This window comes from Herbidospora sakaeratensis (genome assembly GCF_001570525.1).
Lineage (GTDB): Bacteria > Actinomycetota > Actinomycetes > Streptosporangiales > Streptosporangiaceae > Herbidospora > Herbidospora sakaeratensis.
Genome location: NZ_BBXC01000008.1, coordinates 720,737 through 742,132, shown reverse-complemented (window position 1 = coordinate 742,132; position 21,396 = coordinate 720,737). Strand labels below are relative to the sequence as shown.

General features: G+C 72.4%; 19 protein-coding genes. 8 read left to right on the top strand and 11 right to left on the bottom strand.

What is annotated here, in order from left to right:
• Positions 1-17: 17 nt before the first annotated feature.
• The 3 genes from AW271_RS09165 to AW271_RS09155 are packed head-to-tail and all read right to left on the bottom strand — an operon-like array spanning position 18 to position 3,518.
• The gene (locus tag AW271_RS09165) at positions 18-917 is read right to left on the bottom strand and encodes a carbohydrate ABC transporter permease (protein WP_062334874.1); all 900 of its coding nucleotides are present in this window, start codon (positions 915-917) and stop codon (positions 18-20) included.
• A complete protein-coding gene (locus AW271_RS09160) occupies positions 914-1,879 on the bottom strand; it encodes an ABC transporter permease (RefSeq protein WP_062334872.1) in 966 nt (321 codons plus the stop codon). The genes AW271_RS09165 and AW271_RS09160 overlap by 4 nt, the downstream gene beginning before the upstream one ends.
• A complete protein-coding gene (locus tag AW271_RS09155; RefSeq protein ID WP_062334870.1) occupies positions 1,872-3,518 on the bottom strand; it encodes a type 2 periplasmic-binding domain-containing protein in 1,647 nt (548 codons plus the stop codon). Before AW271_RS09155 ends, AW271_RS09160 begins: the two co-directional genes overlap by 8 nt.
• A 123-nt stretch (positions 3,519-3,641) precedes the next feature.
• Between AW271_RS09155 and AW271_RS09150 the strand changes: the two genes are divergently transcribed.
• Positions 3,642-4,874, top strand: a complete 1,233-nt coding sequence (locus AW271_RS09150) for an ROK family protein (RefSeq protein WP_062334867.1) — start codon at positions 3,642-3,644, stop codon at positions 4,872-4,874.
• Here AW271_RS09150 and AW271_RS41410 read toward each other — a convergent pair.
• On the bottom strand, positions 4,871-5,077 hold the full coding sequence (locus AW271_RS41410) for a hypothetical protein (RefSeq protein WP_062334864.1): 207 nt from the start codon (positions 5,075-5,077) through the stop codon (positions 4,871-4,873). The two genes, AW271_RS09150 and AW271_RS41410, sit on opposite strands and share 4 nt — an antisense overlap.
• Positions 5,038-5,268, bottom strand: coding sequence for a hypothetical protein (locus AW271_RS41405; protein WP_062334861.1), 231 nt, complete (start codon positions 5,266-5,268; stop codon positions 5,038-5,040). Before AW271_RS41405 ends, AW271_RS41410 begins: the two co-directional genes overlap by 40 nt.
• Before the next feature lie 176 nt (positions 5,269-5,444).
• Between AW271_RS41405 and AW271_RS09135 the strand changes: the two genes are divergently transcribed.
• Complete coding sequence (locus AW271_RS09135; RefSeq protein WP_062334859.1) at positions 5,445-6,974, top strand: trypsin-like serine protease; 1,530 nt, start codon at positions 5,445-5,447, stop codon at positions 6,972-6,974.
• A gap of 59 nt (positions 6,975-7,033) precedes the next feature.
• Positions 7,034-7,480, top strand: a complete 447-nt coding sequence (locus tag AW271_RS09130) for a hypothetical protein (RefSeq protein ID WP_062334857.1) — start codon at positions 7,034-7,036, stop codon at positions 7,478-7,480.
• On the opposite strand, the gene AW271_RS09125 is transcribed toward AW271_RS09130, so the two are convergent.
• Together AW271_RS09125 and AW271_RS09120 are read right to left on the bottom strand one after the other, a co-directional pair.
• Entirely contained in the window at positions 7,477-8,658 is a 1,182-nt protein-coding gene (locus tag AW271_RS09125) for a PD40 domain-containing protein (RefSeq protein ID WP_062334855.1), read from the bottom strand. The two genes, AW271_RS09130 and AW271_RS09125, sit on opposite strands and share 4 nt — an antisense overlap.
• A complete protein-coding gene (locus AW271_RS09120) occupies positions 8,658-9,182 on the bottom strand; it encodes a SigE family RNA polymerase sigma factor (protein ID WP_063817918.1) in 525 nt (174 codons plus the stop codon). The genes AW271_RS09125 and AW271_RS09120 overlap by 1 nt, the downstream gene beginning before the upstream one ends.
• A 59-nt stretch (positions 9,183-9,241) precedes the next feature.
• On the opposite strand from AW271_RS09120, the gene AW271_RS09115 reads away from it, so the two are divergent.
• The 5 genes from AW271_RS09115 (at position 9,242) to AW271_RS09095 (ending at position 17,257) form a co-directional block, all read left to right on the top strand.
• Complete coding sequence (locus AW271_RS09115) at positions 9,242-9,694, top strand: nuclear transport factor 2 family protein (RefSeq protein WP_062334851.1); 453 nt, start codon at positions 9,242-9,244, stop codon at positions 9,692-9,694.
• A 51-nt stretch (positions 9,695-9,745) separates the two neighbouring features.
• Complete coding sequence (locus AW271_RS09110; protein ID WP_062334849.1) at positions 9,746-12,073, top strand: ABC transporter permease; 2,328 nt, start codon at positions 9,746-9,748, stop codon at positions 12,071-12,073.
• A 152-nt stretch (positions 12,074-12,225) separates the two neighbouring features.
• Positions 12,226-14,982, top strand: a complete 2,757-nt coding sequence (locus AW271_RS09105) for a glycoside hydrolase family 3 protein (protein ID WP_062334847.1) — start codon at positions 12,226-12,228, stop codon at positions 14,980-14,982.
• A 5-nt stretch (positions 14,983-14,987) separates the two neighbouring features.
• Positions 14,988-15,971, top strand: coding sequence for a LacI family DNA-binding transcriptional regulator (locus AW271_RS09100; RefSeq protein ID WP_218008019.1), 984 nt, complete (start codon positions 14,988-14,990; stop codon positions 15,969-15,971).
• On the top strand, positions 15,968-17,257 hold the full coding sequence (locus tag AW271_RS09095; protein WP_062334842.1) for a GH1 family beta-glucosidase: 1,290 nt from the start codon (positions 15,968-15,970) through the stop codon (positions 17,255-17,257). The genes AW271_RS09100 and AW271_RS09095 overlap by 4 nt, the downstream gene beginning before the upstream one ends.
• Here AW271_RS09095 and AW271_RS09090 read toward each other — a convergent pair.
• The 4 genes from AW271_RS09090 to AW271_RS09075 form a co-directional block, all read right to left on the bottom strand.
• Complete coding sequence (locus tag AW271_RS09090) at positions 17,254-17,700, bottom strand: hypothetical protein (RefSeq protein ID WP_062334840.1); 447 nt, start codon at positions 17,698-17,700, stop codon at positions 17,254-17,256. The two genes, AW271_RS09095 and AW271_RS09090, sit on opposite strands and share 4 nt — an antisense overlap.
• A gap of 203 nt (positions 17,701-17,903) precedes the next feature.
• A complete protein-coding gene (locus AW271_RS09085; RefSeq protein WP_062334837.1) occupies positions 17,904-18,842 on the bottom strand; it encodes an isopenicillin N synthase family dioxygenase in 939 nt (312 codons plus the stop codon).
• 108 nt (positions 18,843-18,950) lie between these two features.
• Positions 18,951-19,682, bottom strand: coding sequence for a DoxX family protein (locus tag AW271_RS09080; RefSeq protein ID WP_062334834.1), 732 nt, complete (start codon positions 19,680-19,682; stop codon positions 18,951-18,953).
• Positions 19,683-19,749: 67 nt separating this feature from the next.
• Positions 19,750-21,285, bottom strand: a complete 1,536-nt coding sequence (locus AW271_RS09075) for an MFS transporter (RefSeq protein WP_062334832.1) — start codon at positions 21,283-21,285, stop codon at positions 19,750-19,752.
• Positions 21,286-21,396 lie beyond the last annotated feature (111 nt).

Here is a 21,396-nt window from a genome sequence, read left to right as displayed (position 1 = left end):
CAGAGGCCCGGCGAAGGCTACCCCTTGACCGCGCCGATGATCACGCCCTTCGTGAAGTGGCGCTGGACGAACGGATAGATCAGCAGGACCGGCACCAGCGCCACCACGATGATGGCCATCTTGATGGCGAGGTTGGGCGGCAGGGCGTAGCCGGCGACCGTGTCGACGGCCCGCTGGTTCGGCACCAGGTTCATGCCCTGCTGCACGTACTGCCGCAGGATCAGCTGCAGCGGCCACTTGCCGTTGTCGTTGATGTAGAGGACCGCGTTGAAGAAGGCGTTCCAGTAGCCGACCGCGTAGAACAACCCGATGACGGCCGTCACGCCCTTCGACATCGGCAACACGATCCGCCACAGGATCCGGAAGTCGGAGGCCCCGTCGATCCGCGCGCTGTCGAGCACCTCACCGGGGATGTTCATGAAGAACGCCCGCATGACGACCAGGTTGAACGCCGACACGGCCGTCGGCAGGATCAGCGACCAGTAACTGTCGATCAGCCCGAGCTCCCGCACGATCAGGTAGCTGGGGATCATGCCGGGCGTGAACAGGAACGTCAGCAGGAACAGGAACAGCAGCGGCCGGTGCAGCACCGACCCGGGCCGCGACAACCCGTACGCCGCGAAGATCGTGAGCCCCAGGCTCAGCACCGTCCCGACGACCGTCACCCCGGTCGAGACCAGCACCGCGCGCGTCACCACGCCGCCCCCGAACAACTCCCGGTAGGCGTCGAGCGACAACTCGCCCGGCAGGGTGACCAGGCCGCCCGCCTCGGTGACGGTCCGCGCGGTCGACAGGCTGGTCAGCACCACGACGTAGATCGGGTAGACCATGGCGAGCACGATCAGCGTGAGCACGACGGTCTTCAGCGTCAGCCCGAAGACGGTCGGCCGTTCCTGCCAGACGGGACGGGTAGTCATGATCGTTTGTAAATTCCCTGCTCGCCGAACCGGTGGGCGACCTTGTTGGCCACCACGATGAGGATGAGCCCGACCAGGCCCTTGAACAGCCCCGCCGCCGCGCCGTAGCTCCACGCGCCGGTCATCAGGGTGCGCCAGTAGACGAACGTGTCGAGCACCTCCGCCGCCTCCGCCCCGACCGCGTCGCGCTGGAGGAAGAACTGCTCGAAGCCGACGTTCAGCGCGTCGCCCAGCCGCAGGATCAGCAGCAGCAGGATGACCGGCCGCAGCCCGGGCAGCGTGATGTGCCACAGGCGACGCCACCGGGAGGCGCCGTCGACCGCCGCGGCCTCGTACAGGTTGGTGTTGATGGCGGCCAGCGCGGCCAGGAAGATGATCGTGCCCCAGCCCGCGTCCTTCCAGACCGACTGCGCGGTGACCAGCACGATGAAGGCGTCGGGGTTGGTCATGACGTTCCACGGCTCGTGCCCGGCCTGGCGGAGGGTCTGCGCGAGCAGGCCCGCGCCGCCGAGGATCTGCTGGAACAGCGCCACGACCAGCACCCACGAGAAGAAGTGCGGCATGTAGACGACGCCCTGGATGAACAGCCGCAGCCGCCGTGACAACACGCTGTCGAGCAGGATGGCCAGCGCGATCGGGACCGGGAAGTAGAACACGAGCTGGAAGGCCGTGATCGTGACGGTGTTGCGCAGCGCGGTCCAGAACTCGGGGTCCGACAGCAGCCACTGGAAGTTGTAGAAGCCGACCCAGGGGCTGCCGGTGATGCCGTCGTAGGGGCTGTAGTCCTGGAAGGCGATGACGTTGCCGAGCGTCGGCACGTAGTGGAACACGATCAGCAACCCGACGGCCGGGACCGTCATGGCCAGCAGTTGCCAGTCGCGCCGCAGCCGCGCCCGGAGCGGAAGCCGTCCCGTGCCGGCGGATGAGGTCAGGGCATCCGCCGGCGGGGACTTTCTAAGCACGGCCGTTCTCCGTGAGGACCTTCATGTAGAACTCGCGGCCCGCGTCGCCGCCGCCCGCCTTCCACTCCGTGATGGCCTGCTGGAGGGTGTCGAGCCCGCGCCGGCCCCGGATGATGTCGACGACCTTGTCCTCGAACGGCTTGGCCGCCGCGGTGAAGTCGCCGGGCTCCTCGACGCGGATGCCGTCGAACGGGTCCTGGTGCCGCACCGTCACGGCCGCGTTCCACCAGGCCGTCGCGGCCCGCACGTAGTCGGGGTGGGCCTGCGACTCGAAGATGGGGTCGACCCGGCCGCCGAGCCACACGTAGCTGCCCACGATCTCCTTGGGCCCGAGCTCGGTGACCTGCGGGGCGCCCTTGTCGTCGCGGGTGAAGTGGGTGCCCTCGACGCCGTTGTTGAACAGCAGCTGCTCCTGGGTGCCGAACGGCGCGGAGAGGTAGTCGAAGATCGCGAGCAGTTCCTCGACCTTCTCCTTCGGGGTGCCCTTCTTGATGAACGTGTACGACGGATCCTGGTTCATCCGGTATTCGGGCTTGCCCCCGTCGGCCCCGAAGACGGGCAGCGGCTCCATCCAGAAGTCGGGCTGCTCCTTGCCGACCTGGATGAGCGTCTCGGTCCAGAACGAGAAGCCGTCGCTCTTCACCAGCACCTGGCCCGACTTGAAGAGCTCCTTGTCGTCGGCCGCCGACTTGGCCGACAGGACGTTGGGGTGCACCAGCCCGGCGTCCACGGCCTTGCGCATCCACTCGACGGCGGCGGCGTACTCGGGGGTCTCGTAGCGGTTGACGAGCGTGCCGCCCTCCTTGCGCCACTTCCTGGGCGCGCGGAAGATCTCCTCCATCATCGGGAAGATGTCGCTGAACGCCCAGCGGTCCTTGGACGCGTCGGTGACGGCCTTGCCCATCGCGAGCAGTTCATCGGCGTTCTTCGGGGCGCCCTGGCCGAGCTCCTCCCACAGGTCCTTGCGGTGGAAGAGCACCCAGCCGAACTGCGGGGCCGGCCAGGCGGGCACCGCCTTGAGCTTGCCGCCGAAGACCGAGTACTGCCAGGCCGTGGTCGGGATCGCCGACAGGCCGGGATACTTCGCGGAGACGTCGCCCGCCAGGTAGGGGGTGAGGTCCTCGAACAGGCCGTCGACCGCGCGCGCGTAGTCGGGCACGGCGGCGAGCGCCCAGCCCGGCAGCGTGGTGACGTCGACGACGTCGCCGCCGGCCAGCAGCGTCGGCAGCTTGTCGTTGATGGTCATGCCGTCGAGGTAGTTGAAGTCGATGGTCGCCCCGAGGTCCTTGTTCACCGCGTCGTAGTAGGAGTTCTCGCCGAGCGGGGCGGGCAGCGGGCTCCAGGTGGGCACCATCGCCTTGTAGACGCCGCCCTTGCCCGGGGCGGCCTTGACCAGGTCGACCAGCTTCTCGCTCGGCGGATAGGACAGGTATCCGTCGCGTCCGAAGCCGGGCACCACGGCCGGGATGTCGGGGGTGGTCACCGTGCGCGGCACGTACTTGGGCACCAGCGCGGCGAGTTTGTCCATCGCGGCGGCGGTGGCCTTGGCGCCGGGTTTCGGACCCGGCGGGGCGGAGCAGGCGGCGAGCACGGTCAGCCCGGCGAGACCGAGGAATCCCCGTCTCGTGGTGGTTCTCACAGAGCGCCCCCTTCCTGGTAGAGTTAGTTCGTCTAACGACCAAACAAACTAGTCCAGAAGGCAGGGCACCACAAGTGGCGCCGCCTATGCGGCATGATGAGGCCGACACGGAACGGGGCTCAATTGATCACCAATACTCAGGGAAGCGCTCCGGGCACCGGCCCCCAGCCGGCCGACTTCACCGACGTGCGGGCCACCAACCTCGCCGTCGTGTTGCGGTTCGTCCGCGAGAACGCCCCCTGCTCGCGCGCCGACATCGCCGCCTCGACCGGCCTCAACAAGGCGACGGTGTCCAGCCTGGTGGCCGACCTGATCGACCGTCGGCTGCTGCGGGAGACGGGGCTGACCGAGAACCGGGTGGGCCGCCCGGCCACCATGCTGGTGCTCGACGGCTCGCCCTACGCCGCCGTCGGCATCGAGGTGAACGTCGACTACCTGACGGCCGTCGCGGTCGACCTCAAGGGCGAGGCGCTGCTGTCGTGGCGGCGCGCCTTCCCGGGCGGCTCGGCCTCCTCCGGCCAGGCGGTCGCCGGGATCGCCGGCGTGGCCCGCCGCGTGGTGACCCGCATGACCAAGGAGGCCCGGCAGGTGCTCGGCCTCACCGTCGCCGTTCCCGGCCTCGTCGACCTGACCGGCTCGGTACGCCTGGCGCCCAACATGGGCTGGCGCGACGTCGACCTCGCGGGCGACCTGGCCAAGGCGCTGCGCGACCCCGGCTTCCCCGTGCTGGTCGACAACGACGCCAACCTCGGCGCGCTGGCGGAGTTGCGCTTCGGGCCCCACTCCGGCGTCCGCGACCTGGTCTACCTGACCGGCGAGATCGGGGTCGGCGCCGGCATCGTGCTCGACGGGCGGCTGCGGCGCGGGGGCGCCGGGTTCAGCGGCGAGATCGGGCACATCGAGATCGTGCCCGGCGGCCCGCCGTGTCACTGCGGCCGGCGCGGCTGCCTGGAGGTGGTGGCCGGGCTGGGCGCGCTGCTCGACCGCACCGTCCCGGGCGGGGTGTCCCCGGCGGAACTGGAGCCCGAGATCGACGAGGTGGTGCAGCGGGCCGAAGCGGGCGACCCGGTCGTGCTCGACCTGCTCGACACCCTCGCGGGCAACCTCGGCCGGGGCGTCGGCATCGTCGCCAACCTGCTGAACCCCGAGGTCGTCGTGCTGGGCGGCTACTACGTGAAGCTCGCCCCGTGGATCCTGGCGCGGGCCGAGCAGGAGATGCTCGCCCGCGCCCTCGCGCCCGGGGGAGGCGGCTGCCGGCTGGTCGTCTCGGGCCTGGGCTACGGCGCGGCGGCGCTGGGGGCCGCGGCGCGGGTCCTCGACTCGGTCGACTCGGGCCGGTTGCCCGCGCCCGCTTAGGCGACCTCGTCGAGCGTGATGGCCGAGTGCTCGGGCCGTTCGTGGGAGGGCAGCGCGGTCAGGCCGCGCACCATCGCGTCGCGCCGCGCCAGCGCTTCGGCGGTCCTCGGGAAGAACGCGGCGTCGCCCGCCGAGACGAGCGCGACGCTGGTGCCCTGCCCGGTCAGGAACGAGGGCGCGGCGGCGGCGTCGCCGACGAGCACGACCCGGCCGGACGACCCCGGGGCATCCTGATCTGGCTGACGACGTCGAAGAACAGGTCGTCGGCGGTACGCATGGCCGCCACCAGGCGCGGGACCTCCCACCCGTCGCCGGCGAAGGTCGAGGCGACCAGGTCGCGCTGCGCCGCGGGGTCGCGGAAGAGGAACCCGTGCACCGTGTCGCCCTCGCCCACGGCGTACAGGGAGGACCTTCGGCCGGCTGCTCGAACGGTTCGCCAACGACCTGACCACCCGGCTGGCGGCCCCCGACGACGAGTGAGCCCACGGCGGCCGGACTGATACACGTCAGAGCGGCCGCCGACACGGCGTCGCGGCGGACCGGACATCTCCCGTGTCCAGGGTGGGTCGCATGCGAAAACGATCCCTCCTGTTCGGCGCCGCGCTCGTGCTGGCCCCGTTCCTGACGGCAGTCTCCCCGGCGCAGGCCATCGTGGGCGGCCACGCGTCGCCCCGCGCCTACTCGTTCATGGGCTCCTTCCAGCCCGCCTATCCCGCCCCGCCGCGCCCCGACGGGCACGGGTGCGGGGTCGAGGTGCTCGCGCCCCAGTGGGTGCTCACCGCGAGCCACTGCGCCGGCAAGAACCCGACCATCGCGAAGGCGGGCGTGCCGCGCGGCTGGAAGGTCCGGGTCGGGTCGCTCGGCACCACCTCCGGCGGCGAGGTCGCCGAGGTCGACCACTACTACCGGTTGTCCAACTACCAGGACGAGGGCGGCATCTGGGGCCGCGACCTCGCCCTCATGCACCTGCGGACGCCCGTCAAAGCCGCGCCGGTGCGCATCGCCTCGGCCACGCCCCGGCCCGGCACCCCCGTCCGCATCGTCGGCTGGGGCATGACCTGCGACGACGTCGACAACCCCAGGTGCTTCCCGACCAAGCTGCGGGAGGCCGACACCGTGGTGCAGCCGCTGTCGGCGTGCCCGTCGGCCGCGCAGACGGGGGAGTTGTGCGTCGGCAGCCGTGACGGCAGCGTCGCCGCGGGCAACATGGACTCCGGCGGCCCGGTGCTGGTCCGCGAGGGCGGCCGCTGGGCGGTGGCCGGGGTGGTCAGCGGGCCCGGCGGCGACAGGGCCCCGACGCTCTACACCGACGCCACCCGGCACGCCGACTGGATCAAGGGCATCATCTCCGGCGCCGCCGTGCCCCCCGACGACAAGATCCCGAACGTGGAGGGGGCCGTGAACCTTGGCGACTGCGTGGGCTCCGTCGTCCGCACCGCCGCCTCCCGTCCAAGCGACCCGGCGCTGCTGCTGACCAACGGCCACTGCGTGGAGGGCGCGCGGCCCGCGCCCGGCACCTCGCTGGTCGACCGGCCCGCCGACCGGGTGGCGCCGATCGCCGACCGCCAGGGGTATCCCAAGGTCACCGCCCGCGCCAACCGGCTGGTGTACGCCACCATGACCGGCACCGACGTCGCCCTCTACCGCCTGAACCGGACCTACGCGCAGCTGGCGGCCAAGGGCGCGAAGGTGTTCCGGCTCACCTCCACCCCGGTGCGCGCGGGCGACCGGCTGAGGCTGGCGTACACGACCCGGCGCATGTCGTGCACCGCCGAGGCCGTCGTCGGGCAGCTGCGCGAGGGCGGCTACCGGCAGGACGACGCGATCCGCTACGCCACCGCGAAGGACTGCGCGCCCGGCCACGGCATGTCCGGTTCGGCGCTGCTGGCCCCCGACGGCACGACGGTCGTGGGCGTGCACAACACCCACAACGAGGCCGGCGGGAGGTGCACCGACGACAACCCCTGCGAGGTCGGGCCGCACGGCGAGGTGACCTCCGTGCAGGGCCGGTCCTACGGCCAGCAGGTCGACCGGATCGCCGCCTGCCTGACCACGGGATCGCGGCTGGACCTGGCGCGCAGGGGCTGCACCCTGAAGTAGCCACGCCTTGTTTTAAGACGTGTATTGACGCGGGTGCGGCCGGTACGGATATTCGGCCCATGGGTCGTTTATCGCGCATCATCGTCATCGCGCTGTTCGCCGTGCTCGCAATCCCGGCGGCCCCGGCGCAGGCCGCCTACGGGGCCGACCTCCCGGTCAACTTCGACGTCTACGGCCAGGGCATCAAGCTCTCCGGCGCCTACGGCTCGATCGCGTTCGACGACGGGAACACCAAGTACCGCTACTCGATCGCGGTGTGCTGGCAGGGCAGCTACAGCCGCCCCACGCTCTACGCCTCGGTCAACGGCGCCTGGCGCTCGCCGCTGTCGGGCACCAGCACCCCGGTGACGATCCCGCAGTGCACGGGCCAGGCCACCCTCGTCACCGGCGAGGCGACCGGCGGGACGATCGGCAACGTGTCGATCATCGTCGACGGCGTGAAGTTCAACCCGCCGAACAGCACCTATCACACCAACTCCGCGTTCTACGACAACCCGTACAACTAGAAACCGGGCAGCACGAGCCCGCCCGCCCAGGCCGCGAAGGAGTAGGTCTCCAGCTTGCGCATCCGGCCCGTGGTGACGTCGATCGCCCAGGTGTCGAAGCCGAGGACGTTGCCGTCGCCCTTGACCGGGCGGGCGTCGAGCTCCCTGGCGAGCATCGTGACCTCGGTCGCGTTGAGCCAGGGCCCCAGGGCCAGCGGGAAGAGATCCTCGGGCACGTCCCGCAGCCGGACGCCGGTCCGGGCCTCGCCGGTGACGGCGTCCACGGTGGCGATCTCCGCGTCGACGACGGTGGCGTCCGTGGAGCCGCCGTTCTCCGGGTAGGCGCGGCTCAGGTAGGCGACGGCCGTCCCGTCGGGGCTCGCCGGGCCGGGAGTGTGCCACGCCCTGCCGGTGAAGGGCGTCACCTCTCCGCCGGCGAACAGGCCGAGGCGGCCGGTGTCGCCCACGACGACCGGGGCGCCGCCCGCGCCGACACCGTGCACCGTCCAGCCCGCCGGGATCTCGGTGAGCGCGCCGGTCTCCAGGTCGGTCAGCGTGTTGAGCACGTCCGTCACGCCGACGGCCAGATACCGCCCGTCGGCCGACAACGCGATCTGCGCCGCGTCGCGCCGGATGTCGGGGTCGGCCACGACGGGCGGCGCGAGCCGGATCACGCCCGACTCCAGATCGCGGACCGCGAACCGCCGGTCCTTCTCGCTGTAGTAGGCGATCTTCCGGCCGTCCGCGCTGACGGCCATCGGCGGGGCGTTGAGCAGGTAGTCGTCGTTGGTCTTCCCGGCGTAGGCGCTCCTCGCCTCGGGCACGCGATAGCGCTCGCCCGTCCGGGTGACCAGCCGCCACTGGAGGCAGTCGCGCCCGTGCAGGCGCGAGGTGCCGGAGGTGATCTCCTCGCCGCACCAGTCGTAGTAGGCGTAGGCCGCCGGGCCCACCCCCTTGACGGGCAGCTCGCCCCTGCCCGGGGACGCGACCGGCGCGCCCAGCATCGGCGTCGCCTTCGGCCCGGCGCCGATCACGGTCAGAGTGATCGCCACGACGACGGTGACGGCCACCGCCGTCATCACGGAGGCCGAGGCGTATCCCGTCCGTCTGCGCCGCGCCCCGCGCAGCACGCGGTCGGTCAGGTCGACGCCGGGGGCGTGGGCGGCGATGCGTTCCAGTTCGTCGTGCAGCCGGTTCATCACTTCGCCTCCTGAGGGGCAGAGTCGGAGCCGTCCATCAGGTCGGCGAGTTCCGGAGCCAGGGCGCGCAGCCGGCCGAGCGCGTGGCTGGTCTGGCTCTTGACCGTGCCGGGCGAGCAGCCGAGCAGGTCGGCGGCCTCCTGGACGCTGAGGTCCTCGTAGAAGCGCAGCACCAGCACGGCCCGCTGGCGGGGCGTCAGCCGGGCCAGCGCCTGCCACAACACGATGCGGCTGACGCTCTCGTCGCCGGGGTCGCGGCCCGTCCTCGGCGGCCCGGTGAACGTGAGGTTGCGCCGCTGCCGCCGCCACCACGAGATGTGCTCGTTGACCAGCGCCCGCCGCACGTACGCCTCCGGGTTGTCGCGGGCGATGCCGCGCCAGTTCACGGCCACCTTCACGAGCACGCTCTGCAGCATCTCCTCGGCCTGGTGGGCGTCGCCGCACAGCAGGAAGGAGGTCCGCATCAGCGCCATCTGCCGGGCGCGGAGGAACTCCCGGAAACCCTCATATCGGTCCACGTCCATATGGACGCGGCGGCACGGCCGTCGGTTGGAAGCGAGATGATCTCGGGTAGGTCGTCGCCATGACACCACCCTTCACCAGGGAGAGCGCGCTCGAACGGGTCCGCCTGGCCGAAGACTCCTGGAACACCCGCGACCCCGAACGGGTGTCGCGCGGCTACTCGCCCGACAGCCGCTGGCGCAACCGCGCCGAGTTCCTCACCGGCCGCGACGCCATCGTCGAGTTCCTCACCCGCAAGTGGCGCCGGGAGCTCGAATACCGCCTCATCAAGGAGCTGTGGGCGTTCACCGGCAACCGGATCGCGGTGCGGTTCGCGTACGAGTGCCACGACGACTCCGGCCAGTGGTACCGCTCCTACGGCAACGAGCAGTGGGAGTTCGCCGACGACGGGCTGATGGCCTTCCGGCACGCCTCCATCAACGACCTCCCGATCGCCGAGTCGGAGCGGAAGTACCACTGGCCGATCGGCCGCCGCCCCGACGACCACCCGGGGCTGAGCGACCTGGGGTTGTAAGGGGGGCCAGCACCCTTCGCGGCGGCCCTCCGGAGGCGCACAGTCGGCGGTGTGGGATTACTGACCGCCTGGTTCGGCGTCGAGGCCCGCCGTCGCCGGCGGGACCTGTGCGTCCTGGTCCTGCTGGTCGCCGCCGGCGTGGGCGTGGTGTCGGCCGCGCTGGCGGGCGCGCGGCGCGGCGAGAGCGCCCTCGACCGGCTGCGCGAGGTGACCCGGCCCGCCCATGTGCTGATCTCCAACCAGGAGCCCGGCCTCGACTGGGACCGGGTGCGCGCGCTGCCCGGCGTCGAGGCGGTCGCGCCCTACGCCATCGCCGCGTTCTACGTCGACGACCTGCCGCTGAACTGGTTCAGCGTGCCGCCGGCCGACGCGGCGCTCTGGCGCGACCTCGAACGGCCGGTGCTGCTGGCGGGCCGGTTGCCCGATCCGGCACGGGCCGACGAGGTGGTCGTCCAGCACCGGTTCACGGTGCTCCACGGGAAGACCGTCGGCGACACGGTGACCATCAAGCTCAACACCCCCGAGGAGGCCGATCTCCTGGCGAACGCCGGAGGCGGGCTCGCGGGTGGTCACGGACCCCGGATCACCGCGCGGATCGTCGGCGTCATCCGATCACCTCGTTTCTCCGACGGCGTCGACGGCCCGGCTGTCGTGCTCCCCTCCTCGGGGCTCTACCGCACCTACCGCGACAACCTCATGGGCACCTCGGGCCTGGGCTTCACAATCGCGCTGGCCCGGCTCACCGACGGCGCGGCCGGGGTGCCCCGGCTGCGCGCCCAGATGGCGGCCCTGACCGGACAGCCCATGCAGGTGGACGACCTTAGCGCGACCGACCGCCACTACGACCGGCTCACCTCCTACCAGGCGCTCACCGTGCTCGCCTTCGGCCTGGCCGCGCTGGCCGTGGCCGCCGTGTCGACCGGCCTGCACGTCGCCCGCGTCGTCGAGTCGGCGCAGGCCGACCTGCGGGTGCTGCGGGCGAGCGGGCTGACCCCACGGCAGGAGACGGCCGCCGCCGCGCTCGGCCCGGTCGCCGCCGGACTGGCCGGGAGCGTGCTCGGCGTGGCCGGTGCGGCGGCGGCCTCGTTCTGGACGCCGATCGGCGCCGCCGCCGGCTTCGAACCCGCGCCCGGATTCGACCTCGACGTGCCGGTCCTGGCCGCACCCCTCGTCGCGGTCCCGCTGCTGATCGTGCTGGAGGCCGCGGTGCTCACCTGGGCCCGGCGCACCCCGCGCCCGCCCGCCGTCTCCGGCGTGGCACTGGCGGTCGTCCGGCTGAACCTCCCGGTGCAGGTGGTCATCGGCCTGCGGTACGCGCTGAGCCGCACCGTCTCCGGCGCGGCGGCCGGGATCTTCGGGCTGGTCGCGGCGCTGACCTTCTCGGCCGGGGTGGCCGATGCGTCGGGCGACCCGTCCCGTTTCGGGCAGACCCACCAGGCCATGCTGTTCCACGGTCAGAGCGGTGAGCGGGTGGAGGGGGCGATCGAGAAGGCCGCCCGCGATCCCGGTCTGTCGGGCGTGGTGGACGCCCGCGCCGCGATGGTCTCGGCCGGCGACGTGGTCTTCGTCGCCTACGGCGTCGCTCCGGTGGCCGGCCGGGTGCCGCCCGAGGTGGTGCGGGGGAGGGCGCCGGCGACCGACGGCGAAGTGCTGCTGGCCGTCGGGACCGCCGACCAGCTGGGCGCGGGAGTGGGCGACCAGGTCAGGCTGGCCGGACCCGACGGCGCCGGGGACTTCCGCGTCTCGGCCGTCGGGCTGCTGCCCGTCGGCGTGTCCAACACCTACGACGACGGCGCGATCCTCACCCAGGGCGGCTACGACCGGCTCGCCCGGTCGTTCGACCTCGGCCTCGGCCTGCTCGCCCTCCGGCCCGGGGCCGATCCGGGCGTGGTGCTGCACCGCCTCCAGGAGGTGACGGGCCCGAGGGTGAGCGTGATCCCCGCCGTGTTGCCGCCGCAGTTCGCCGAGGTCCGCGACGTGCGGGTGCTGCCGGTCGTGCTGGCGGGCTGCCTCGGGCTGCTCGCCGTGGCGACGCTCGCCCACGCGGTCGGCGCGGCCGGACGGCGCCGGCGGCACGACGTCGCGGTGCTGCGCGCCCTCGGCATGACGCCGGGGCAGGTGCGATGGATCCCCCGCACCCAGGCCGCCGTGCTCACGGCGACGGGGTTGTCGTTCGGCGTGCCGCTCGGGGTGGCGGCCGGCCGGGCGTTGTGGCGGCTGGTCGCCGAGAGCACCCCGCTCGTGTACGTGCCGCCGACCCCCGTGGAGACCCTCGTGCTCGCGGCGCCCGCCGGACTGGCGGTCGCGGCGGCGCTGGCGGCGCTGCCCGGACGCCGGGCCGCCCGGCTCCACGTGGCGGGCACGTTGCGGGCCGAGTGAACCATTGGGTCTTGACCCCGAACCGGTTAAGCGGCACCCTTCGGATATGTCGGACTTAACACCGACGAAATGATTTCGAAGCGCTTCGACACCTGACCTCCAAGCGCTTCTTCTCCGTCGTAATTCGAAGCGCTTCGATCGAGGACGTGTCCATGAGCGAACCCTTCCGCGACCCCGCGCGCCCGGTCGCCGAACGCGTCGCCGACCTGCTCAACCGGCTCAGCGTCGACGAGAAGATCGGCCTGCTGCACCAGTACCAGGCCCCCGTCGACCGGCTCGGCCTGGAGCCGTTCCGCACCGGCACTGAGGCCCTGCACGGCCTGGCCTGGCTCGGCCCCGCGACGGTGTTCCCGCAGGCCGTGGGCCTGGCCAGCACGTGGAACCCCGAGCTGGTCCGCAGGGTCGGCGCGGCCACCGCCGACGAGGTGATCGCCTTCCACCGCAAAGACCGGTCGGGCGCCGGCCGCAACGTGTGGGCGCCGGTCGTGAACCCCTTACGCGACCCGCGCTGGGGCCGCAACGAAGAGGGCTACAGCGAGGACCCGTGGCTGACCGGCGTGCTGGGCACCGCCTACGCCTCAGGACTCAAGGGCGACGGCCGGGTCATGAAGACCGCGCCGACGCTGAAGCACTTCCTCGCGTACAACAACGAGACCGACCGCTGTTCGACCAGCAGCAACCTCCCGCCGCGCGTGCTGCACGAATACGAGCTGCGCGCCTTCCGCGCCCCCGTGGAGGCGGGCGCGGCGGTGGCCGTGATGCCCAGCTACAACCTGGTGAACGGCCGCCCCGCCCACCTGTCGCCGCTGATCAACGACGTGCTGCGCACGTGGGCCCGCGACGACCTGCTGGTGGTCAGCGACGCCTACGCCCCGGCGAACCTGTTCGGCGTCCAGGGCTACCACGACGACGCGCCCGCGGCCTACGCCCACGCCATCAAGGCGGGCCTCGACAGCTTCACCCAGGACGACGCCGATTCGGCCGCGACGCTGGGCCACATCCGGGAGGCGCTGCGGCGCGGCCTGATCGACGAGGCCGACGTCGACACCGCCGTCCGGCACACCCTGTCGATCCGGGTCCGGCTGGGCGAGTTCGACCCGGTCGAGCCGTTCCTGGAGATCACCGAGGCGGTGGTGAACCGGCCCGAGCACCAGAAGCTGGCCCGCGAGGCCGCCACCGAGTCGATGACGCTGCTCAAGAACGACGGGCTGCTGCCGCTGACGTCCACGAAGATCGCCGTGGTCGGCCCGCTGGCCGACGTGCTGCTCGAAGACTGGTACAGCGGCACCCTGCCCTACCAGGTCACCGCCCGCGCGGGCCTGGCCGCACGGGCCGAGACCGTGTGGTGCGAGGGCGTCGACCGCATCGTGCTGCGCGCCGAGGAGGGCTACGTCTCGGCCAGCGCCGAGACCACCGGCGGGCCGCTGACCACCGGGCCGTCGGCCGAGTTCGACCTGTTCGACTGGGGCGGCGGCGCGGTCGCGCTGCGCAGCGTGCCCAACGGCCGGCACGTCGGCGTCGACGACGACGGCGTGCTCGTCAACGACCAGCCGGGGCCGAGCGGCTGGGAGGTCCGGCAGACGTTCCGGATGGAGGACCGCTTCAGGGGCGTGGTCCTCCGCCACATCTCCACCGGACGCTACGTCGGGATACGCGAGGGCGTTCTCGGACTCGCCGACGACCCCGAGAACGCCGCCGTCTTCGTCGTGGAGACGGTCGAGAGCGGCGCGGGCCGGGCCGCCCGGCTCGCCGCCGAGGCCGACGTGGCCGTCGTCGTGCTCGGCGACCACCCGCTGGTCAACGGCCGCGAGACCGAGGACCGCGCCGACCTCGCCCTGCCGCCGCTCCAGGAAGACCTGCTCAGGGCCGTGCACGCGGCCAACCCGCGCACCGTGCTGGTCGTCTCCAGCGGCTACCCGTTCGCGCTGAACTGGGCCCAGGAACACGTCCCGGCGATCATGTGGTCGTCGCACGGCGGCCAGGAGTACGGCCACGCCCTGGCCGACGTGCTCTTCGGCGACGCCGACCCGGGCGGCCGGCTCACCCAGACGTGGTACCGGTCGGCGTGCGAGCTGCCCGACCTGCTCGACTACGACATCATCGCCACCGACGCCACCTACCTCTACTTCCGGGGCAGCCCCCTCTACCCGTTCGGCCACGGCCTGAGCTACACCACGTTCGGCTACGCCGACCTGACCGCCGTGCCGGGGGAGGAGTCGCTGCGCCTGGAGGCGACCGTGACCAACACCGGCGACCGCGCGGGCGTCGAGGTCGTGCAGTTCTACACCCACCAGTGCCGCTCCCGGGTCAAGCAGCCGGTGCGGTCGCTGCGCGGGTTCGCGAAGGTCCGGCTCGCGCCCGGCGAGTCGCGCCGGGTCGGCGTCACCGTGCCGCTGCGCGACCTCGCCTTCTGGGACGTCACCCGCGACCGCTTCGTCGTCGAGGCGGCCCCCTGCAAGGCCCAGGTGGGCCCGTCGAGCGGCACGATCCGGTTGTGCGCGCGGTTCGACCTGCCGGGGGAGACCGTCCCGCCGCGCGACCCGGCGCGGCTCGACGCCGCCGCCTGCGACGAGTACGACGGCATGACCCTGTGCGAGGCCGCCCGCGACCGGGGCGACGCGGTCAGGTCGGCCGAGCCGGGGGCCTGGGTGCGGTTCCGCGACGTGGCCTTCGCGGGGGAGACGACGGCCGTCGTCACCGCCGCCGGAGACGAGGGCGGCGTGGTCACCCTCCGGCTCGGCGACCCCCTCGGCGAGGTCGCCGCCACCCTCGCGGTGCCGCGTACGGCCTCCCGTTTCGACGCGGTCGAGACCCGGGCGCACCTTTCGCCGGTGACCGGAGTACGCGATGTTTATCTGGTGTGCGAGAACGAGGGAGTGACCGTGACCACGCTGAGGTTCCACGCGTGAGGACGGTGACGATCGCCGACGTCGCCCGGCACGCCGGGGTGGCCGTCTCCACGGTGTCGTACGTGCTGAGCGGCAAGCGGGCCATCTCGGCCACGACCCGGCAGCGGGTGCTCGACAGCGTCCGGGTGCTCGGTTACCACCCGAACGCGGGCGCCCGCGCCCTGGCCAGCAAACGCGCCAACGTGATCGCCCTGGTGCTGCCGCTGCGGGCCGGGATGAACCTGCCGGTGCTGATGCAGTTCGCCACCTCGGTGGTCGCCACCGCCCGCCAGTACGATCACGACGTCCTGCTGATGACCGCCGACGAGGGCCCCGACGGCATCCGCCGGGTGGCGGCCAGCGCCATGGTCGACGGCCTGCTGCTGATGGACGTCGAGGTCCGCGACACCCGGGTCCCGCTGCTGCGCGACCTGGCCGAACCGAGTGTGCTCATCGGGTTCCCCGCCGACGCCGAGGGCCTGACCTGCGTCGACCTCGACTTCAACCAGGCGGGCGCCCTCTGCGCCGCCCACCTGGCCGGGCGCGGCCACCGCGAGATCGCCCTCCTGGGCGCGCCCGAGGTGGTCTACGAACGCGGCACGGGTTTCGCCGAACGGACCAGGGCAGGGTTCCTGGCGGAGGCGACCGGCCGCGGGCTCCACGCGGTCGCGGTGCCGTGCGAGGAGACCTACGACGAGGTCGCCTCGGCGGTGAAGCTGCTGTTCGACGCCCACCCGGGGCTGACCGGGCTGGTCGTGCACAACGAAGCGGCCGTCGGCCACGTGCTGGGGGCGCTGCGCGCCCTGGGCCGGGCCGTACCGGAGGACGTGTCGGTCGTCGCGATCTGCCCCGACGACATCGCCGAGCGGGCCCGGCTCACCTCGGTCCTCATCCCGGCCGAGGAGCTCGGCCGGGAGGCGGTCCGGTTGCTGATGGCCAAGCTCGACGGGCTGCCGGCGGGGTCGATCCTGCTGGAACCACGTCTCACGATCAGGGAGAGCACACGTTGATCACGTTTCCGGAGGGCTTCCGCTGGGGTGCGGCCACCGCGTCGTACCAGATCGAGGGAGCCGTCACCGAAGACGGCCGAGGACCTTCCATCTGGGACGTCTTCTCGCACACCCCCGGGAAGACCGCCGACGGCCACACGGGCGACGTCGCCTGCGACCACTACCACCGTTATCCCGAAGACGTCGCGATCATGGCGGACCTCGGCCTGAAGGCCTACCGCTTCTCGATCGCGTGGCCGCGCATCCAGCCCACCGGGAGCGGCGACCCCAACCCGGCGGGCCTCGACTTCTACGACCGCCTCGTCGACGCCCTGCTCACCCACGACATCGAGCCGGTGGCCACCCTCTACCACTGGGACCTGCCGGCCACCCTCGACTGGCGCGACCCGGCCACGCCCGAGCGTTTCGCCGAGTACACCGCGATCATGCACGCCCGGCTCGGCGACCGCGTCCAGACCTGGACCACCCTGAACGAGCCGTGGGTGTCCGCCTTCGTCGGCCACGCCTCGGGCCGCCACGCGCCCGGCGTCACCGACCCGGCCGCCGCCTTCACCGCCGCCCACCACCTGCTCACGGCCCACATGCTGGGCGTGCGCGCCCTGCGCGCGGGCGGCGCGCAGGAGGTGAGCCTGACGCTCAACCTGACCCCGATGGTCGGCGACCCCGACGTCACGACGCTGCCCGACGGCCTGGCCAACCGCCTGTTCCTCGACCCGGCGCTGAAGGACGGCCGCTACCCCGACGACGTGGCCGCCCACATCGCCAAGTTCACCGACCTGGGCGACCTGCCCTACGAGCCCATCGACCTGCTGGGCGTGAACTACTACACCGTCGCCCGCCTGGAGGCCGACCCGGCGTCGAAGGGCCACGAGGAGTACCCCGGCTGCGAGGGCATCGCCTGGCTCCCGCCGCGCGGCGCGCCGACCGAGATGAACTGGGAGGTGATCCCGCAGGGCCTCGAAGACCTGCTGGTCCGCCTGTCGACGGACTACCCGGGCGTGCCGCTGATGATCACCGAGAACGGCGCCGCCTACCCCGACTCCGTCGACGACCAGGACCGGATCGCCTTCCTCGACGGCCACTTCCGCGCCGCCGCCAGAGCCGTCGAGCGCGGCGCCGACCTGCGCGGCTACCTGGTCTGGTCGCTGCTGGACAACTTCGAGTGGGCCCGCGGCTACCACAAGCGCTTCGGCCTGGTCAGGGTCGACTACGACACCCTGGAGCGCACCCCGCGGTCCAGCGCTCACTGGTACCGCGAGGTGATCGCCCGCAACGGCCTCCTCTAGCTGAACGACACCGACGTCAGACTGCAACTGGTGACCCACGGGCCGGGGTTGACCGGCTGGGCCGAGCAGCCCCAGGCCGCCACGACGTTCGTCGTGCCGGCGGGGATGGAGAAGCCGCTCCACGATCCGGTGAAGTCGCCGTAGGGGTAGTGGCCGCTGCTGCACAGGGCGGTGACCCCGGCCGAGGTGGCGCCGGCCGGGAGCGGGTGGGTGAACGAGAAGGCCTTCGTGGCGGGCACCGCGACCAGGCCGGGCGCCGACGTGGCCGGTGAGGTGGAGAGGTTCACCGCCGAGGGATACCAGTCGCGGGTGTCCCCGTAGTTGTTGGAGCTGGTGCAGTCCACCGTCCCCTGCATGGTGACGGTGGACGCGGCGGCGGGTTGCGCCAGGCCCACGAGGGCCAGCGCGCCGGTGGTGGCCAGCACGGATCCGAGCGTCGTCACTCGGCGAGCCAGTGTCGCGGCAGCTTTCACCGTTTCTCCTCAGCTTGGGACATCGGGCCACCGCGAATGCAGCCATTTGTCGCCTGCCGAGGTCAACGACCCGGTGGTTCCGGCGGGCCGGTAATGCGGCCGGGCGAAGCGGGTCCCGGCCTGGTCCGGGGCCACCGGGCGAGGTTGCGGCCGGTCCGGGCCGGGTGAAAGGTTCAGATGACCTCGTCGCGCAGCTCTGGGAACACCTTGGAGACCTTGCCCAGGAGGTAGTCGCCGTAGGCGCCGGTGAACGCCCGCAGGTCCTGGCCGTCCCAGCGCCGGAAGCCCTTGGCGGTTGGCGGCAGCGGCGGCAGCTCGCTGTCCCAGCCCGGGTCGAAGAAGAACGGGAAGGACAACCGGTCGCGGCCGGTCGCGTTGAACACGCGGTGGGGCGTCGAGCGGTAGTGGCCGCCGGTGAGCCGGTCGAGCATGTCGCCGATGTTGCACACGAAGGTCCCGGCGATCGGCGGCGCGTCCACCCAGCCCGCCGAGGTGCGCACCTGCAGCCCGGCGTTGGCGTCCTGGAGCAGCAGCGTGAGCAGCCCGTAGTCGGTGTGCTCGCCGACGCCCCACGAGTCGTCGACGCCGGGCGGATAGTGGAAGATCCGGAACAACACGGTCGGGTCGGCCGTCGACCCCGCCGAGAAGTGGTCGCGGGGCAGCCCGAGGCTGAGGGCCACGCCGCTCAGCACCGCCTGCGCCGCCCGCTCGACCTCGCCGAGGTAACGCAGCACCACGCCGCGCATCTCGGGGATCTCCTCGGGGAACAGGTTGCGTCCGTGCAGCGGCCGCCCGTCGGGCTCCCGCTCGGCCCCGAAGTAGAGGCCCTCCTTGAGGTCGGGCCGCCCCGAGGTCAGCTCGCCGCCGACCGGGAAGAAGCCCCGCCAGGCCCGGCCGCCGCGCGACATGGCGATCTGGAGCTTGGTCTCCTCGGGCAGCGCGAAGAACCGCCGCGCGCAGTCGTCGAGCTCCTCGATCAGATCGGCGGAGACGCCGTGCCCCGTGACGTAGAAGAAGCCGCTGTCGACACAGGCCGCCTCGATCTCGGCGGCCACCCCGTCGGCGGGCCCGCCGTCGAGCAGCGGGCGCACGTCGATCACCGGAAGCGTCATATTTCCTTCTTCTCCGTTACGGCTCCGCCTACCCCGGCGCCGACCGCCGCCCTCCGCACGCGCCGCATCCGGCGCCGAGCGGCCGCGTGCGCCGCGCTCGGCGACGGCCTATTCGGTCTTGCCGCTCCGGCGGCCGGCGACCAGCGTGTCGCCCGGTTCGCCGCCGGTCGCCGGCTCGCTCCGGCTCTCGGTCGTGGTGTCGCGGCGCGGCTTGCGCGGCGCGGGCTTCGGCTTGGCGTGCGGCGCGGTCGGCTCGTCGGGCTGGTTCGGGAAGGTGACCGGGCCCTTGTGCGCGTCGGTGCGCTCCGAATCCGGCGACGGCTTCGACTGCGCCGGCGCATCGGGCGTCGGTTCGCTCCGCTTGGGTTCACGCAGCGCGTTGATGACCGTGTCGGCCTCCATGTCGGCCGCGATCTCGTCGGCCGCCTCGGCGTCGCGGCGCTTGATGACGACCATGTGGTCGACCGAGAGCCGTCCGCCGCCGTTCACCGACAGCAGCACCGACGCGGCGCCCAGCGCCACGACGAGCTGCACGCTGCCGCCCGTCAGGGGCAGGCCGGTGTCGCCGGCGGCCAGGATGAACACCGCGAGTGCCTCGGCGAACAGCAGCACGCCGACGATCTTCACGGCCAGCCCGGCGATGAGAAGAGTGCCGCCCAGCAGCTCGATGAGCATGGTGGAGGCCGCCCAGAACGACGGGATGGGCGCGTCGAGCTGGAGGAACTGTGTCTCGGTGGCGTCCAGGCCGGCCCGCAGCTTGGCCCAGCCGTTGGCGAAGAAGATCCCGCCGACGCCTATACGGGCCGCGAGCGTGGCGAGGTCGATGAAGGTTTTCTTCACGGGACTCATTCTGGGGGGTTATGGGATGGCTTTACGAGGCAATTGCCCCAGAACCAACCCGCATATGTCAGACGGAGACACGTTCCTTCTCGGCCCGGCGTTCCCGTCCCCGCACCAGAACCGCGACCACGAACGCGTTGGCCAGCAGCAACACGACGCTCACCCCGACGGCGGCGTGCAGCCCCGACACGAACGCCGATCGGGCCACTTGGAGCAGGGCCGCCCCCGCCGCGCCGCCGACCTCCGCGGCCACGTGGGCGGCCGCCGCGAGCGACCCCCGGGCTTCGGCGAGCAGTTCCCCGGGCACTCCGGCGACGGCGGCGAGCCGGGGGGCGTACACGATGGTGGTGACCGTCCCCAGGACGGCGATGCCGAGGCCCGCGCCCAGTTCGTAGGCGGTCTCCTCGATGGCGGCCGCGCCGCCGGCGCGCGACTCGGGCGCGGCCGACATGATGGCGTCGGAGGCGGCCAGCAGGGCGACCTCGATGCCGAACCCGATGCCGACGAAGCAGAGCGTCAGCGTGAGCGGGTGGTCTTCGACGCCCCAGCCGAGGGTGGGCGTGAGCGCGAGCGCCGTCAGCGCGAGCCCGCCGCTCATGGTGGCCCGCAGCCCGATCCGCTGCAGCACGTGGGCCGCCGCCAGGCCGCCGCAGATCGCCGCCACCATCAGCGGCAACATCCGCAGCGCCGCGTCGAGCGGCCGCAGCCCGAGCACGAGCTGCAGGTACTGCGCGAGCAGCAGCTCCAGCCCGACGAGCGCGAACACCGCGAACAACACGCACGCCACGCCGGTCGCGAACCCCCGGTTGGCGAACAGCCCGAGGTCGAGCAGCGGCGCGGCCAGCGCCCGCTGACGGGCCACGAACCAGGCCAGCACCGCCACCCCGCCCAGCAGGATCAGCACCGCCACGCCCCGGCCGACCGTGTGCCCGTAGCCGGCCTCCTTGAGCCCGAAGGCGACGGCGAGCACGCCGACGACCGACAGCAGCGCGCTCGGCCAGTCCCACGAGTGCCCGTGGCGGTGGGAGACGTCGGGGATCAGCCGGGCGGCCAGCGGCAGCGCGACCACCAGCAGCGGCACGTTGATCAGGAACACCGCGCCCCACCAGAAGTGCTCCACGAGCACCCCGCCGAGCACCGGCCCGAGGGCCGCGCCCCCGGCCGCCACCGCGCTCCAGACGCCCAGCGCGACGGCGCGTTCGCGCCGGTCGGTGAAGACCTGCCGGATGATCGAGAGCGTCGCGGGCATGATCATCGCCCCGCCGACGCCCAGGAACGCCCGCGCGGTGATCAGCGCCTCGGGCGTGGCCGCGAACGCCGCCGCCAGCGAGGCGAGGCCGAACACGACGTAGCCGAGCAGCACCAGCCTGCGCCGCCCGAACCGGTCGCCGAGCGTGCCGAACGTGACCAGCAGCGGCGCGACCACCAGCGAGTAGACGTCGATGATCCACAGCAGCTGCACGCCCGTCGGTTCGAGCGCGGCGGTCAGCGCCGGCACGGCGATGTGCAGGACGGTCGCGTCGACGGCGATCAGGAGCAGGCTGAAGCACAGCAGCGCGAGGATCGCCCACCGGTCCGCTCTCGGGTCGGCCCTCGGGAACATGAGGCGCAGCTTAGGTGATCCACCGAAGATCACTCAGGCGGTTGCCAAGACTCGGTCTCCGCCCGAGTGTCCCGGAAATTCCCGTCATAGTGTGATGAGCATGCTGCCCTG

Coding starts and splice junctions, on each gene's coding strand:
- AW271_RS09130 (WP_062334857.1), top strand. CDS start 7,034: ATGGGTCGTTTATCGCGCATCATCGTCATCGCGCTGTTCGCCGTGCTC.
- AW271_RS09085 (WP_062334837.1), bottom strand. CDS start 18,842: ATGACGCTTCCGGTGATCGACGTGCGCCCGCTGCTCGACGGCGGGCCC.
- AW271_RS09120 (WP_063817918.1), bottom strand. CDS start 9,182: ATGGACGTGGACCGATATGAGGGTTTCCGGGAGTTCCTCCGCGCCCGG.
- AW271_RS09165 (WP_062334874.1), bottom strand. CDS start 917: ATGACTACCCGTCCCGTCTGGCAGGAACGGCCGACCGTCTTCGGGCTG.
- AW271_RS09115 (WP_062334851.1), top strand. CDS start 9,242: ATGACACCACCCTTCACCAGGGAGAGCGCGCTCGAACGGGTCCGCCTG.
- AW271_RS09135 (WP_062334859.1), top strand. CDS start 5,445: ATGCGAAAACGATCCCTCCTGTTCGGCGCCGCGCTCGTGCTGGCCCCG.
- AW271_RS09125 (WP_062334855.1), bottom strand. CDS start 8,658: ATGAACCGGCTGCACGACGAACTGGAACGCATCGCCGCCCACGCCCCC.
- AW271_RS09075 (WP_062334832.1), bottom strand. CDS start 21,285: ATGTTCCCGAGGGCCGACCCGAGAGCGGACCGGTGGGCGATCCTCGCG.
- AW271_RS09105 (WP_062334847.1), top strand. CDS start 12,226: ATGAGCGAACCCTTCCGCGACCCCGCGCGCCCGGTCGCCGAACGCGTC.